10 protein-coding genes and 1 pseudogene are annotated in these 14,738 nt (G+C 67.0%); 6 read left to right on the top strand and 5 right to left on the bottom strand.

The features are described 5' to 3' along the window. Positions 1–42: 42 nt before the first annotated feature. Together AC3A3Q_RS09330 and AC3A3Q_RS09325 are read right to left on the bottom strand one after the other, a co-directional pair. Positions 43–3,036, bottom strand: a complete 2,994-nt coding sequence (locus AC3A3Q_RS09330) for a YadA-like family protein (RefSeq protein ID WP_487585991.1) — start codon at positions 3,034–3,036, stop codon at positions 43–45. A gap of 312 nt (positions 3,037–3,348) precedes the next feature. Further along, positions 3,349–4,695, bottom strand: coding sequence for an OmpP1/FadL family transporter (locus AC3A3Q_RS09325; RefSeq protein ID WP_487585990.1), 1,347 nt, complete (start codon positions 4,693–4,695; stop codon positions 3,349–3,351). Between the two features lie 230 nt (positions 4,696–4,925). Between AC3A3Q_RS09325 and AC3A3Q_RS09320 the strand changes: the two genes are divergently transcribed. Next, the gene (locus AC3A3Q_RS09320) at positions 4,926–5,618 is read left to right on the top strand and encodes a rhomboid family intramembrane serine protease (protein ID WP_487585989.1); all 693 of its coding nucleotides are present in this window, start codon (positions 4,926–4,928) and stop codon (positions 5,616–5,618) included. Positions 5,619–5,736: 118 nt separating this feature from the next. Beyond that, the gene (locus AC3A3Q_RS09315) at positions 5,737–6,057 is read left to right on the top strand and encodes a DUF1820 family protein (RefSeq protein WP_158732537.1); all 321 of its coding nucleotides are present in this window, start codon (positions 5,737–5,739) and stop codon (positions 6,055–6,057) included. A gap of 98 nt (positions 6,058–6,155) precedes the next feature. Here the strand turns inward: AC3A3Q_RS09315 and AC3A3Q_RS09310 are convergent. From AC3A3Q_RS09310 to gpmI, 3 genes and pseudogenes are all read right to left on the bottom strand, one after another. Next, positions 6,156–7,496 (bottom strand): annotated as a pseudogene (locus AC3A3Q_RS09310) (S41 family peptidase); the annotation flags it as partial. Positions 7,497–7,667: 171 nt separating this feature from the next. Further along, positions 7,668–8,909 carry a murein hydrolase activator EnvC family protein gene (locus AC3A3Q_RS09305; RefSeq protein WP_487585988.1) on the bottom strand — a complete coding sequence of 414 codons (1,242 nt, stop codon included), beginning with the start codon at positions 8,907–8,909 and terminating at the stop codon, positions 7,668–7,670. A gap of 8 nt (positions 8,910–8,917) precedes the next feature. Further along, the gene (gene gpmI / locus AC3A3Q_RS09300) at positions 8,918–10,456 is read right to left on the bottom strand and encodes a 2,3-bisphosphoglycerate-independent phosphoglycerate mutase (RefSeq protein WP_487585987.1); all 1,539 of its coding nucleotides are present in this window, start codon (positions 10,454–10,456) and stop codon (positions 8,918–8,920) included. A 164-nt stretch (positions 10,457–10,620) separates the two neighbouring features. Here gpmI and AC3A3Q_RS09295 point away from each other — a divergent pair, with 164 nt between their 5' ends. The 4 genes from AC3A3Q_RS09295 (at position 10,621) to AC3A3Q_RS09280 (ending at position 14,518) form a co-directional block, all read left to right on the top strand. Then, positions 10,621–11,283 carry a DUF4097 family beta strand repeat-containing protein gene (locus AC3A3Q_RS09295; protein ID WP_487585986.1) on the top strand — a complete coding sequence of 221 codons (663 nt, stop codon included), beginning with the start codon at positions 10,621–10,623 and terminating at the stop codon, positions 11,281–11,283. A 214-nt stretch (positions 11,284–11,497) separates the two neighbouring features. Next, on the top strand, positions 11,498–13,234 hold the full coding sequence (locus AC3A3Q_RS09290; RefSeq protein ID WP_487585985.1) for a M28 family metallopeptidase: 1,737 nt from the start codon (positions 11,498–11,500) through the stop codon (positions 13,232–13,234). A 96-nt stretch (positions 13,235–13,330) separates the two neighbouring features. Then, positions 13,331–13,729 (top strand): MAPEG family protein, encoded by a 399-nt coding sequence (locus AC3A3Q_RS09285; RefSeq protein ID WP_487585984.1) that lies wholly within the window; start codon positions 13,331–13,333, stop codon positions 13,727–13,729. A gap of 54 nt (positions 13,730–13,783) precedes the next feature. Continuing rightward, the gene (locus AC3A3Q_RS09280; protein WP_487585983.1) at positions 13,784–14,518 is read left to right on the top strand and encodes a 2OG-Fe dioxygenase family protein; all 735 of its coding nucleotides are present in this window, start codon (positions 13,784–13,786) and stop codon (positions 14,516–14,518) included. Positions 14,519–14,738 lie beyond the last annotated feature (220 nt).

Here is a 14,738-nt window from a genome sequence, read left to right as displayed (position 1 = left end):
GTCGCGGTGCCCGCAAGGGGCACCGCGATCGATGCGTGATGATTAAAGGTCGATGCCGAAGCCGACGCCGGCGGAGCTGTCGTCGCTGCTGAAGGCACCGCCGATCGAGAACGAGGCGCGCTCGCCGACTGCCTTGGAGTAGCCCACCGACAGTGCGCTTTCGCCGTTCTGCCAGCCGGCACCGACTGCCACGCGACCGCGCGGGGTGCGCGCGTTGGCGGCATTGATCGCCATGTTCATCATGGCCGAGCTCATCGCACCCTGGCGGTCGATGCGCTCGTCCTGCTTGCCAAGGCGCAGGCCGATCTCGTTGCTGAGATTGCTGAAGTTGTCGTCCAGCGCCTGCAGCCTGCTGTCGGTGTAGCTGTTGGCGCGGGTCAACGTCTGCGTCGCGGTGGTGTCGGTGTAGGCGTTGGCCGAAGCCACCGCTGCCGCGTCACCGTCCTGCATCTGCTGCACGTTCACGGCGTCCGTCGCGGCGGCGCCGGCGGCGACGTTGGTCACGCGACGTTCGCTGCCCGCGCTGCCCATCGACACGGTATTGGCCTGGCTGGCTACCGAACCGCGGCCGAGCGCAACCGCGTTGTCGGCACTGACCGACGCGCCCTGGCCCAGGGCCGTACCGGACGCAGCGGTCACGCTGCTGTCGGCACCGACAGCGACGGCATTGGTTGCCTCGACGCTGATCGTCGCGTTGCTGCCCACTGCCGTGCTGCCGTCGGCGGCGACGGTGGCGCCATTGCCGTACGCGCTGTCGCTGGCGTCCTGCGCATGGCTGCCATCACCGATGGCCAGGCCGGCGCCGCTGCCGGCCGGCATGCCCACGCCCGGCGTCTGCTCGAGCTGTCCGAGTCGGGTGGTCAGCGTGCCGAATGCGCTGCCGATGGCATCGAACGCGGCGCCGACGTTGCCGTAGGTGGTTCCGTCGAACGAGTAACCGGGCATCGTCAACGTGCCATCCACGCCGATCGTCGCACCACCGCCGAGGGCGGCGGCGACCGTGTCGAGCTGCGCGACATTGCTTGCACCGACCGCGACCAGCGCGTTGTGAAGCTGGCTCACGTTGACCGCGTCGGTGTCTTCCGTGCCGGCAGCGACGTTGGTGACCTGGCGTTCGTAACCCATCGAGCCGACGGAGACGGTGTTGGCGCGGTCGGCCAGCGAGAATGCACCGATGGCTACACTGTCGTCCTCCCATGCGGCGCTGCTGTAGCCGAACGCGGAGCTGTTGATTCCGAGTGCGATGGTGCTGGCGCCAATCGCGGTGGCGTTGTCACCGCCGGCGTGCGAGTACGCGCCAAGGGCCGACGAGTTCAGCGCCAGCGCCTGGCTGGAGTCGCCGAACGACGACGCGCCATCGGCCATTGCTTCGGCGTTTCCACCGAAAGCCATCGCGTTGTTGATGTCCGGACCACCGCTTTCGCCGACATGCGCGCCGTTGCCCAGCGCGGTGTTGCCTGTGCCGAAGCCGCCCCACACTTCAGCGCCGTTGCCGATGGCGATGTCATCGTGCCAGGTGGCGATGGCGGCATTGCCCAGTGCAAGACTGTTGATGCCCCAGGCCACGCTGCCGCTGCCGATGGCCGTGGCGTAGGAGTCATGGGCCATGCTCTGCTGGCCGATCGCGATGCTGGTCTGGCCCTGCGCATAAGCCACGAAGCCGACCGCGATCGAGCCGTTGATGACCTTCTGGTCATTGGACTGGTAGCGCGTCAGGTTGTCCGAAGCGCTGTTGAAATCGCTGGTCCTGGCTGCCGGGCCCAGTGCCGTGTCGTAATTGCCCCAGGTGCGCGCGTTGGCGCCGAACGCCTGCGATGCCAGGCCCGGCGTATTGGTACCGAAAGAGAAGCCGCCGGGAACTGTATTGAGGGGCGTAGCGCCGAAGGCCGCATTGACGTCGAACCACCCGCCGACCGCGGTCGAGCCGGAACCGACAGCGTAGGTGCCGGTACCGATTGCGGTAGTCCCGTAGCCGTATGCGTACGCGCGATAGCCCATCGCAGTACCCCAGCCACGCACCGTTCCCGCCCCGGTGCCAACGACCGTGTTGTTCTGGTCCTTGAGCAGGATCGTGCCGGTGGCATCAAGGCCGTCGCCCTGGGTCGAGGCACCGTTACCGATCACCACGCTGTTGATGCCCCTGGAGACGGCACCACTGCCGACGACCGTGGAGTTTGTGGCCGGCGCCACGACGTTGGTGACCACATACGAACCACCGAATCCATTCAGGGCCACCCGGGTAGAGGCCTCGGCCTGGGCGCCGGCGCCAATGACCGTAATGCCGTCGCCATTGGCGCGCGAGGCGTTGCCGATGACCACCGTATTGTTCACCGGGCCGACCGTGGTGGTCTGGGTTTCCTTGCTGCCCGTCGGCGCCGCTGCCACCGAGAAGGAGTTGCTGATCTTTTCGGCGCTGGCGTTGGGGCCGATCACGATGCTGTTGTTGCCGTTGACTCGGGCCTGCGAGCCCATCGCGATGCTGTTGCTACCCGAGGCGGTGAGTGCGGTGGGCGGATTGGTCGTCACCACGGTGCCGGCACCGATGCGCGCGGCGCCTTCACGGGTGGTCACCGTGCTCGTGCCCACCGCTTGGGTCTGAGCCTGGTTGCCGATCGCTACGCTGTTGTCGAGGTTGGCCACCGATCGCACACCCAGCGCGACGGTCGCCTTGCCCAGCGCCTGGGCGGCCGCACCGACGGCGGTGGCGTTGTCGCCGCTGGCCCAGGTGATCTCGTTCGCATCGACCAGGCCGTCACCGTCGAGGTCGATCCAGGACCCGACTGCGGTCGTGTTCTGGCCAGTGGCGGTGCTCTCGTCACCGACCGCGGTCGCGCCGGCGCCGATGGCCTTTGCGTCCGGACCGCAGGCGACGGCCTCGGCACCCGGGGCGGCGCTGTCGACTGCGATGGGTGCGCCGGCGTCATCGACCAGCTGGCAGTTGCTGCCGGCCAAAGCCGGCAACGAAAGGGCCGAAAGGAGGGCGGCAGTCAGGGCATGGCGTTGCAGGCGATGCAGGTGCGGCAGTTTCGCGGTCATGACGGTTCTCGAAAGGAATGGACTGGGACGGCCCCGGCGCAGACCTCTCCCCTGCCGAAACTCCCTGATCCAAACCTGCTCCGCCCTGGCCCGGATGACTTCAACCGGCCATCAAAATGCGGCGACGCCGCATCACAGATCGATAACAGCGCGATGACAAGCAAATGACTTTGCTGGTTTTTTTCGAAAACCCGCACGGCGACGGTGTCGGTCGCCCAAAAAGAAACGGCCCGTCGAATGACGGGCCGTCCTTCAATGCAGTGGCGACACGTGGGAGCCGTCTCGACTCCCGCGTGTGACGCCAACGCTCGATCAGAAGTTGTACTTGGCCGAAACGCCGTACAGGTTGATCGTTGCGTCGTACTCGCCGAACAGCGTGTGACCACCCTCGATCAGGCCGATCTGCGGGTTGCTCACGTCGAGGTAGGTGTAGGCGAAGTTGACCTCGAGGTTCTGGGTCGCCTGCCAGCTGGCGCCGACCGAGTACCAGGTGCGGTCCTCGTCCGGCAGGCGCGGGGTGCGCGTGGCGAACGTGGTCGGGGTCTCGTCGTAGGCCCAACCAGCACGGAAGGTCCATGCGTCGTTGAACTTGTACTCGCCACCCAGCGAATAGAAGCGGGTGTCATCCCAGTTGAAGTGCTCGACCGAGTTCGGGTCCGGATTGGTGAAGTCGATGTTGATCTGCTGCAGCGACTTCCAGCCGGTCTCCGAGTAATCGGCCAGCAGTGTGAAGCGGTCGGTGAACTGGTACGACACCGAGACGGTCAGGACCGACGGGGTGGTCAGGTCAGCGCGCGCGCCACCGTCCTGGAACAGCGGGCGGGTGGTCGGGCTGGCGCCGAGCACGGCCTGCACGTTGCCCGGAACGGTCCAGTCAGCGGTGCCTTCGATCTCGTGGTCGATTTCCGAGCGGTACGACACGCCGATGCCGAGCTTCTCGGTCGGGCGCAGCGTGGCGCCAACCAGCCAGCCCATGCTGTTGGAGTCGCCTTCGATCTCGGCGTGGCCGTCAGCGGCCTGCGGGCGTGCGAACGGCAGCGGACGCGTCGCCGGGTTGGCGAACAGCAGGCTGCCGAAATCGACGGACTTCGACAGCGTCACGTCGGCGCGCTCATAGATCAGGCCGAGGCCGACCGAGAACTTGTCCGGGATGATGTCCAGCGCGGCCGACAGGGTCAGGTCGACGGTCTTGAGGTCGGACTTGTCGGCGTAGTAGCGGCCGACCCAACCTGCTTCGTATTCGGTCTTCAGGCCGAACGGTGCATCGACCTGGGCGCCAACGGCGAGGCCGTTGTCGAACTTGTGGATGAAGGCCATCGACGGGACCGGGATCACGTCGCCGGCGTCGCCGCCGTCACCGCCGGTGATCGGACGGCCCAGCGCGTCCTGACCGTTACCGGTGAACTCGAACCCGAGGTCGATCACGGTGACGTCAGCCTGGAAAGAGGTGCCTTCGAACTGCGCCATGGCGGCGGGGTTGTTGGCGACAACCGAGACATCGCCCGGGGCGATGGCCGAACCGGCGAACGAGCGGCCCTGTGCCTTGACGCTGTTTTCCTTGATCTGGAACGCAGAAGCGTGGACCTGACCGATTGCCAGTGCGCCGGTGATGCCCAGAGCCAGCGCCGACAGGCGGGTGAAGCGGTGAACGTGTTGCATGCGTGTAGTCTCCATTGGAGTATTTATGTCTTCCGCGGCCGTCATTGCCTTGGCACCCGGCCGATTCGGGCGCCAGATGCGCGCCGGAAACCCCTCCCGACGTACGACGCCGTATGCACTATAGCGCGGCAGTTAACCCGAAGCTAACAATAGCCGGCATGCCCGTCCGCACTTGCACGCAGCCCGAAACGCCGTCTGTCCTTCGCCTCCCGGGCCGAGGGACCTGAGCAATGTTTGTCTCGATCCCGACGCGCGAGCGCAGTCCGCTGCGCTGGGCCACGCCAGCCCTGTTCAGCGTCCTGTGGATCTGTTTTATCGGCGTCGAGCTGCTGCCGGACTCCGATCAGCGGCGCCTGTTGCTGGAATGGGGCGCCCTGTCGGGCGGACTGACTTCGCCCGATGAGTGGTGGTCGTCACTGCGCAGCGGCGTGCTGCTGCGCCTGTTCACGGCGTTGTTTCTGCACGCCGACTGGGCGCACCTGCTCGGCAACCTGGTGTTCCTGCTGATCTTCGGCCTGCCGGCCGAGCGGGCCATGGGACCGTGGCGACTGTTGATGCTGTTCCTGCTGGGTGGCGCGGTCGCCAACCTCGCCGCGGTGATCGCGATCGGAACGCCCGACCGGCTGATCATCGGCGCCAGCGGCGCGGTATCGGCGCTGATCGGCGCCTACCTGGCGCTGTTCCCGAACGCCAAACTCGGCGTGGTGGTGCCGCTGGGCCTGTTCCTGCAGTTCGTGAAGATGCCGGCGCCGCTGCTGATCGGGGTGTGGGCACTGCTGCAGTTGCTATTCACCTTCATTGGACCGGCCTTTGGTGCAGTGGCCTGGTCGGCGCACCTGGCGGGTTTCGCCTTCGGCGGGGCGTTTGCGCTGATTGCGCGTGCGGGCATTGCCCGCCGGCTTCGTCGAAAACGCGGCCTGTAGGAAACACCGCCACATCCGGCGAGCTGCACGAATTTGAGAAGACGCAGCTCCCGCCCCATTGTCTGGGCAACCGCCGCGCTCAGCGCAGGCGGATCCCCACGTTGGAACCCACTGCACCATGGCCAAGCCGCTCTACAAAGTGACCTTCCTCAACGCCGGCAAGGTGTACGAGCTGTATGCCCGCCACGTCGGTTCCGGTGCGCTGTGGGGTTTCACCGAGGTCGGTGAGCTGGTGTTCGATGTGCACGAAGGCGTGGTGATCGATCCGACCGAGGAGCGCCTGCGCGACGAGTTCGGCAATACCCGCGTGCTGCACCTGCCGATGCACAGCATCGTCCGCGTCGAGGAAGTCGAGCGCAAAGGCCAGTCGGCGATCCGTGACGCGACCACTGGCGAAAAAGTGGTCACGCCATTCCCGCTGCCGGCAAAGCCGCGCTGAGGCCACCGATCCTGTGGGAGCGAGCTTGCTCGCGATCAGGCCGTTCCACGTTCGGCAAGCCTGATCGCGAGCAAGCTCGCTCCTACGGCAATGGGTTATTGCTTGGCCGCCGGCCTGGCGTTGCTCGCCACCGGCTTCTTCAGCTCGACCAGCGCCGCAGTGATCGGCGCATCGCCGTCGAGCACGTCACCAGCGTTGTCGCCTGGCTGGCCGTCGCCTTCCTCATCGCCACGCAGGTGGCCCGGCAGGCTCGCCTCGCTGAGGTTGCGCACGCTCTTGTCGTCTTCCTTGGGCGGATGCAGCACCACGTCGGGGGTGATGCCCAGCGCCTGGATCGACTTGCCACTGGGCGTGTAATAACGCGCGGTGGTCAGCTTGACCGAGTCGCCATTGTCCAGCGGCAGCACGGTCTGCACCGAGCCCTTGCCGAAGGTGCGACTGCCGACGATGCGCGCGCGACCGTTGTCGCGCAGCGCGCCGGCCAGCACCTCGGCCGCGCTGGCCGAACCGGCGTCGACCAGCACCACCAGCGGTGCGCCATCCAGGCGGTCGCCCGGCGTGGCGGAGAATTCGGCGTCGCTGATGGCGATGCGCCCACGGGTGCTGACGATCTTGCCGCTGTCGAGCAGGTCGTCGGCGATCTGCACCGCCGAGGTCAGCAGGCCACCCGGGTTGCTGCGCAGGTCGATGACCAGGCCGCGCAACTTGCCGCCGCCCTGCGCCTTGAGGGCTTCGATCCTGGTTTCGAAATCGGCCGCGGTGTCGGCCTGGAATGCGCTGATGCGGATGTAGCCATAGCCAGGTTCGAGCATCTTGCTGCGCACGCTGGCGATGCGGATGGTCTCGCGCTGGATGGTCACGTCGAACGGCTTGTCCTTGCCTTCGCGAACGATGGTCAAGGTGACCTTGCTGCCGGCGCTGCCTCGCAGCGGGCCGGAGTTGTCGCCTTCGTCGGGCTTGAAGGGCTTGCCGTCGATCGCGGTGATCACGTCGCCGGCCTTGATCCCGGCACGCGCAGCGGGCGTGTCGTCGATGGGGGCAATCACGCGCAGGCTGCCGTCGGGCTGGCGCATCAGCTCGACCCCGACGCCGTCGTAGGCACCGCGTGATTGCTCTTCGAAACTCGCCGCGTCGTCCTTGTCGAGGTAGACGCTGTGCGGGTCCAGGTCGAACAGCAGGCCACGGATTGCCGAATGCATCAGCTTGTCGTCGCCTACCGGTTCGACATAGGCCTGCTTGACCGCGTTGTAGACCGAGACGTAGCGGCGGATCTCCTCGAGCGGGACCTTGGACTCGGTGGTTTCGGCATCGGGCGATTCGATCGGCGCGTCCGTCGATGTGGGCGGACCGGCTTCGGGCGGAGTTTCCTGTGCCGCAGCCGGCAACGCGACCGCAATGGCCAGGGCGAGCGGAACCAGAACCAGTTGGCGCAGGGACATGCACGAAACTCCACGGTCGTACGTCTGACAGGACTTCTTTGTTCGGCGGCGTCGACCATCCGGGCCGGTCGCGCTGACGTCGATTATGGGCACGTTGGCGGCGGGCAATGGAAGCCTTTCGTTAATCCGTCGGACCGGCGGCTACATGCATTCAGCGTCATGCATTCAGCGTCAGCGCCGCAGCCACGCACCCGGGTTCACCGGCGCGCCGTTCCGGCGCAGTTCGAAGTACAGCGCAGGCCGGCCCTGGCCGCCGGAATTGCCGACGGTGGCCAGGGTATCGCCGCGCTTTACACTGGCGCCGACGTCCTTGAGCAGCGCGTCGTTGTGCGCGTACAGGCTCATGTAGCCGTTGCCGTGGTCGACGATCAACAGCAGGCCGTAGCCGGTCATCCATTCGGCGTAGACCACGCTGCCATCGGCCACCGCCTTGACCGGCGTGCCGGCACTGGCCGCAATAAGCAGACCGTCGCTGCCGCGGCCGTCGGGCATGGTCGCGCCAAACCCTGCCAGCAGCGAGCCCGACACCGGCCAACCCAGTCCGCCCACCTGCGGCGCCGGCGCGCTGGCCACCACCACCGGCTTGCGCGGCGGCGTCTCGCCATTGGCCCGGCGCGCTTCCTCGCGGGCGGCGCGTTCGGCGGCGGCGCGGCGCTGCGCTTCGGCGCGGGCGGCGGCCACGCGCAACTTCTTCAGCAGTTGCTCCAGGCCCTTGGCATCGCGGCCGAGTGCGCGCTCGCGCGTGCTGCGATCCTTGTATCGCTGGTCGAGCGAGGCGACCAGCGCGGCGCGCTGCTTGCGATCTGACTGCAACTCGCCCAACTGGCTGCGCTGCTGCTGGCGCGTGCTGTCGAGTTCGCTGCTGCGCTGCGCGATCTGCGCCTGCAGCGTGTCGAGTTCCTTGAGCTGCGAGTTCAGTTCAGCGATACGACGGGTGCGGTCGCGCTGCAGGTAGCCGTAATAGGCCAGCGTGCGGCTGCCTTCGGCGACGCTGTCCTGCGCCAGCAGCAACTTCAAGGGTGCGTCCTGTCCCTGCAGGTAGGCGCCGCGCAGCAACTGCGCCAGTTCCTGGCGCTGGGCCGCCATGCGCGCCTGCAGCGATTCGCGCTCCTGCTGCAGTTGCTGCAACGAGGACTGCTCGCGTGCCAGCCGCGCCTCAATCTCGCGCAGGCGACGATTGGATTGCCCGACTTTTTCGTCGGCATCGCGCAGCTTGCGCGAGGCATCACCGCGCTGGCCCTCGATCTCGCGTCGCTCGTCGGCCACCGCCTTCAACTCGCGCTGGATCTTCTCCAGCTTGCGCTCGGCCTCGCGGCTGCTCTGTGCGACGACCGGCGTCGCCAGCGCCGCGGCGAGGCAAAAGGCAACGATGGCGAATGCACGCAGCAGTCGCATCGTCGAGAAAGTCGGCATCGGCGCGGTCAGCCCGCCAGCAGGCTCGTGCCGCTCATCTCCGCCGGTTTCGGCAGTCCGAGCAGGTCGAGGATGGTCGGGGCGACGTCGCGCAGGGCACCGCCGTCGCGCAGCGTGGACTTGCGCGGGCCCAGGTACACGAAGGGCACCGGACCGACCGTGTGCGCCGTGTGCGGCTGTCCGGTGCTGGCGTCGCGCATCATTTCCAGGTTGCCATGGTCGGCGGTGACCAGCAGCGCGCCGCCGGTGTCGCGCACGGCCTGGGCGATCGCGCCGATGGCGATGTCGACCGCCTCGGCGGCCTTGATCGCCGCCGCAATGTCGCCGGTATGGCCGACCATGTCGGGGTTGGCGATGTTGCAGATGGCGACATCGATCTCACCGGAACGGATCGCCGCGGTCAACCTGGCGGTGACTTCCGGGCAACTCATTTCCGGCTGCAGGTCATAGGTGGCGACCTTGGGACTCGGCACCAGGATGCGGGTCTCGCCCTCGTAGGGATCCTCGCGACCGCCACTGAAGAAGAAAGTGACGTGCGCGTACTTCTCGGTCTCGGCGATGCGCAGCTGCTTGAGGCCGTTGGCGGCCAGCACTTCGCCCAGGGTGTTGCGCAGATCGTCCGGGCCGAACGCGACCGGCGCCGGCAGGCGCGCGTCGTACTCGGTCAGGCAGACGAAGCGCGACAGCGCCGGACGACGCGCAGCGAAGCCGTCGAACGTCGGCGAGACGAACGCCGCGGTCAGCTGGCGCGCGCGATCGGCGCGGAAATTCATGAACACGATCGCGTCGCCGTCGGCCATCGGGACGCTGCCCTCGATCACGGTCGGCGCCACGAACTCGTCGTTCTCGCCACGCTCGTAGGCCTGCAGCAATGCTTCCACGGCACCGGTGGTGACGTGCTCGCTGCGCGCTTCGACCATCGCATCCCAGGCGCGGCGCACGCGGTCCCAGCGCTGGTCGCGGTCCATTGCGTAATAGCGACCGCTGACGCTGGCGACGCGGGCGTTGCCCAGCTTCTGGCAGACATCGAGCAGGCGCTTGAGGCTGGGCTCGGCCGACCGCGGCGGCATGTCGCGACCGTCGAGGAAGGCGTGCACGGCGACCTTGGCGACGCCGGCCTGGCGGGCCAGCTCGAGCATGGCGAAGATGTGGTTCTCGTGGCTGTGGACGCCGCCGGGCGAGAGCAGGCCCATCACGTGCAGCGTGCCGCCATTGTTCTGGGCCGCCGCGCAGGCCGCGCGCAGCTCCTGGTTGCCGAAGAAGCTGCCGTCCTCGATGGCGGCGTCGACCCGGGTCAGGTCCTGGTAGACGATCCGGCCGGCTCCGAGGTTCATGTGGCCGACCTCGGAATTGCCCATCTGCCCGTCCGGCAGGCCGACATGGCGGCCCTCGGTGTGGATCAGGGTGTGCGGGGCACTGGCCAGCAGGGCGTGCCAGTTGGGCAGGGTGGCCTGGGCCAGGGCGTTGTCGGTCGGGTCTTCACGGTGGCCCCAGCCGTCGAGGATGAGCAGGACAACGGGTTTGGGGCGCACGGGGGAGGCTGACACGTCGGGAATTCCCTGGTCTGTAAAAGGGTGGGACTCTACGAAAGGTGACTTCGGGCACGGGCCTGGCCCGGCGCTGGCTGCGATTGTAACGAAGCGGCGTAAACCGAATCCGCCCTCACCGCATCTCCTGAATTGAAGACTGTCCCAATACGGAATCCCGAACGATGCGCATCCGCCCGGTTCTTGTACTCCCCCTCGCCCTCGCCCTGTCGGTCCCTGCGGCCTTTGCCGCCCAGGACATCGAGAAAGTGAACGGCAGCATCACCGTTGATGACGGCCAACAGGCCGGCAACCTCGAGACCGTCAACGGCAGTATCAACATCGGCACCGGTGCCCGCACCGGTGACGCCGAAACCGTCAACGGCAGCATCCGCGCCGGCGACAACATCCAGGCCGGCGGCCTGGAAACGGTCAACGGCAGCATCCGCGTCGGCGAGAAGTCTCGCCTGGACGGCAAGCTGGAAACCGTCAACGGTGGCGTCTTCGTCGATCGCAGCGGCGAAGTCCGCGGCAGCATCGAGACCGTCAACGGCGCGATCGGCCTGGTCGACACCGATGTCGGCGGCGACATCACCACCGTCAACGGCGACCTCACCGTCGGCGTCGACTCGCACGTGAAGGGTCGCATCCACTACACCAAGCCGAGTCAGAGCTGGTTCTCGATGAACAAGCGCGATCCGAAGGTCATCATCGGACCCAACGCCGTCGTCGATGGCCCGCTGGTGTTCGAGCGCAAGGTCACGCTGTACGTGCACAACACCGCCAAGACCGGCGCGATCACCGGTGCCACCGCGATCCGCTACGACGGCGCCCTGCCGCCGGAATAAACCGGCTGCGGTTGTCCGGTCACGGCGAGGGACCTGTCTTCTGCGCAAGCCGCGCTGAAGCGGGTCCCTCGTTTCGTTCGGGACGGCGGCCGGGCTGGAATGGCGCGACAAACTGTCGGACCCGGCACGTCGCCGCCCCGGAATTGGGGCCTAGAATGGAAATCCGCAGCTGCCGTCTCACGGCCTGGTGCGGTTGGTCCATTCCGGAGGTCTCATGTCCCGCACGTCCCTGCTCACCGCCGCCATCGTCGGCACGCTGGCGCTGGCCGCCTGCTCCAAACCCGAGGCCGATGCGCCGACGGCCGCCACGCCCGCCCCTGCGCCTGCCGACCCCGGCAGTAGTCATCCCTTCGGCGACACGATCAACGCCGCCGATTTCGCCGAGCACGTGAAGACGCTGGCGTCGGACGAGTTCGAAGGCCGCGCCCCCGGCAGCGCCGGCGAGGACAAGACCGTCGCCTACCTGGAAGCGCAGTTCAAGCGCATCGGCCTGCAGCCCGGCAACGGCGACAGCTACGTGCAGACCGTGCCGATGGTGGAGACCGTCGCCAACGAAGGCACCGTGGTCAAGCTCGACGTGAAGGGCCAGCCGCGCGAGCTGAAGTTCGGCAGCGACATGGTGATCGGCACGCGCACCGGCAAGAACGAGGTCAAGGTCGACGGCAGCGAACTGGTGTTCGTCGGCTACGGCGTCAACGCGCCCGAGCAGAAGTGGAACGATTACGCCGGCGTCGACGTCAAGGGCAAGACCGTGGTGATGTTCGTCAACGACCCCGGTTTCCACGGCCAGGATCCGAAGCTGTTCGAAGGCAAGCGGATGACCTACTACGGCCGCTGGACCTACAAGTTTGAAGAGGCCGCGCGCCAGGGCGCGGCCGCGGCGCTGATCATCCACGACAGCGACGGTGCCTCCTACGGCTGGGACGTGGTCAAGAATTCCTGGTCGGGCGCGCAGTTCGACCTGCCGGCCAAGGACGATCCGGAACCGCGCCTGCCGGTGCAGGGCTGGATCACCGGCGATGTCGCCCGCACCTTGTTGTCGTCGCTCGGGCAGAACCTCGACGAGCTCTACAAGGCGGCCGGCAAGCCCGGATTCAAGGCCATCCCGCTGCAGGCGAAGCTGTCGGTCGACCTGAAGAGCACGATCAGCGAGAAGTCCTCGCGCAACGTGGTCGCCCGCCTGCCCGGTGCCAAGCGCCCGGACGAGACCGTCGTCTACATGGCGCACTGGGATCATCTCGGTAACCACGGCCACGAAGGTCACGGCGAAGCGGCTCCGTCCGGCAGCGACACCATCTACAACGGCGCCGTCGACAACGCGACCGGCGTGGCCGGCATCCTCGAGATCGCTGAGGCCTTCAGCAAGCAGCAGCCGCCACCGGATCGCTCTCTGCTGTTCCTGGCTGTGACCCTCGAAGAGTCGGGCCTGCTGGGCTCCAAGTACTACGTCGCCCATCCGACCGTCCCGCTCGACAAGACGGTAGCCGTGATCAATCTCGATGCGATGCCGGTGATCGGCAAGGCGCGTGACATGACCGTGGTCGGTTACGGCAGCTCCGAGCTCGAGGACATCCTCAAGACCGTCGCCGATGGCCAGCAGCGCGTGCTGCATGCCGAAGCGACGCCGGAGGATGGCTTCTACTTCCGTTCCGATCACTTCAACTTCGCCAAGGCCGGCGTGCCGGCGCTGTATGCCAAGGGCGGCGATGACCTGATAGACGGTGGCATGGAGGCAGGGCAGAAGGCCCAGGTCGACTATCGCGACAACCGCTACCACAAGCCGGGTGATCAGTACGATCCGTCGTGGAAGCTCGAGGGCGTGATCCAGGACCTGGATGCGCTTTATGGCGTCGGCAAGACCCTGGCGGGCAGCGAACAGTGGCCCAACTGGTACGAGGGCAATGCCTTCCGCGCCGCCCACGACAAGCTGATGAAGCCCGCGGCGAAGTAAACGCCGGCGCGGCTGCAACAACTACAACGGCGCCCCGGCAGTGGGGCGCCGTTGTCATTTCGGATACGCTGGCGCCTCATTCAGCCGGGGAATGCCATGACGCTTGCCACTGCCTACGTCTGTGTCCTGATCGCCGCCGTGCTGCCGTACCTGTGGGTTGCCATCGCCAAAGCGAGCGGCGAGCGCTACGACAACCGCGACCCGCGCCGCTGGCAGGAGCGCCAGCAGAGCCAGCGCTCGCTCCGGGCCAGTGCCGCGCAGCTCAACAGTTACGAAGCGTTCGCGCCATTCGCAGCGGGCGTGATCATGGCCCAGCTGGCGGGCGTGCCGCATGCGCAGATCGGCACACTCGCCATCGCGTTCGTCGTCTTGCGCGTGCTGCATGGCCTGCTCTATATCAGCGGCCACCACCTGCTGCGAAGCGCCGCCTGGTTCGCCGGCTACATCTGCGTGCTCTGGCTGCTGGTGCAGGCGGCGCTGCACATCACTCCCTGACATCCCTGTAACCGCGCGCGGCGGTTCCGCCGCGCCCTGCCTGTCGTCCCCCACATGCAAACCCGCGCCGAAACCACTTTGTCCGCCTTGCACGAAACGCTCAGGCGTGACGGCTTCAGCTTTGTCGCCGGCAAGGTGATGCAGCAGTTGTTCGAGCGGCGCCACGCGCTCGACGACTGGGCGCGTTTCGCCGCCAGCTGGGACCACCTGGCACCCGATGCCTACCTGGCCAGCGTCGGTCACCACCGCAGTCGTCGTTACGCCGTATTTGCTGCGGACACCAGCGGCGCGATCGTCCGCCAGCCGCATCAGCCGCATTACCAGAGTCGCGACTACAACAACCTTCAGGGCGGCATCGAGCGGTGGTTCGAACCGGTGCTGCCGGAGGTCGCTGGAAGCTACAGCCTCCGCACGGTCCTGGAGTTCTGCCGTGACTTCTATGGCGAGCTGTCGCCGGACGTTGCGGCCTGGCACATCGAAGTCCATCAGTTCCGCATCGAGGCCCGCCCCGGCGAGCCCGGCCAGCCGACCCCGGAAGGGGTGCACCGCGATGGCGTCAATTACGTCCTGGTGTTGCTGATCGACCGGCACAACATCGTCAGCGGAACCACCACCATCCACGCGGCCGACGGCCGCGAGCTGGGCAGCTTCACGCTGACCCACGCGATGGACGCGGCACTGGTCGATGATTCGCGGGTATTCCATGGCGTGACCGCCGTGGAAGCCCACGATCCCACGCAACCGTCGCATCGCGACGTGCTGGTGGTGACGCTGCGCGCTGTGGCCTGATTACCCCGGAGATAATCCGCGGCAACGCCAGCATTAACTTTCCGGAACGAGCCTTGTAGGAGCGAGCTTGCTCGCGACCTTGCGTCTGTGATCCCGGAACCGCCCGATCGCGGGCAAGCGCGCACCTGCGCACCGGTTTCCATCGCGCAAAAAGAAACCCCCAGCCTGTTGGCTGGGGGTTTCGGGGTAAAGCCCCTGGCGATGACCTACTCTTGCATGG

Source organism: Lysobacter sp. Soil_C_59 (assembly GCF_057656415.1).
The sequence above is the reverse complement of the archived record's forward strand: the minus strand, read 5'-3'. Positions and strand labels throughout refer to the sequence as shown.

What these genes read in the sequence shown, in the direction of transcription:
- AC3A3Q_RS09330 (WP_487585991.1), bottom strand. Translation starts at nt 3,036, where the DNA reads ATGACCGCGAAACTGCCGCACCTGCATCGCCTGCAACGCCATGCCCTG.
- AC3A3Q_RS09320 (WP_487585989.1), top strand. Translation starts at nt 4,926, where the DNA reads ATGTTTGTCTCGATCCCGACGCGCGAGCGCAGTCCGCTGCGCTGGGCC.
- AC3A3Q_RS09305 (WP_487585988.1), bottom strand. Translation starts at nt 8,909, where the DNA reads ATGCCGACTTTCTCGACGATGCGACTGCTGCGTGCATTCGCCATCGTT.
- AC3A3Q_RS09280 (WP_487585983.1), top strand. Translation starts at nt 13,784, where the DNA reads ATGCAAACCCGCGCCGAAACCACTTTGTCCGCCTTGCACGAAACGCTC.
- AC3A3Q_RS09285 (WP_487585984.1), top strand. Translation starts at nt 13,331, where the DNA reads ATGACGCTTGCCACTGCCTACGTCTGTGTCCTGATCGCCGCCGTGCTG.
- AC3A3Q_RS09325 (WP_487585990.1), bottom strand. Translation starts at nt 4,695, where the DNA reads ATGCAACACGTTCACCGCTTCACCCGCCTGTCGGCGCTGGCTCTGGGC.
- AC3A3Q_RS09290 (WP_487585985.1), top strand. Translation starts at nt 11,498, where the DNA reads ATGTCCCGCACGTCCCTGCTCACCGCCGCCATCGTCGGCACGCTGGCG.
- AC3A3Q_RS09315 (WP_158732537.1), top strand. Translation starts at nt 5,737, where the DNA reads ATGGCCAAGCCGCTCTACAAAGTGACCTTCCTCAACGCCGGCAAGGTG.
- AC3A3Q_RS09295 (WP_487585986.1), top strand. Translation starts at nt 10,621, where the DNA reads ATGCGCATCCGCCCGGTTCTTGTACTCCCCCTCGCCCTCGCCCTGTCG.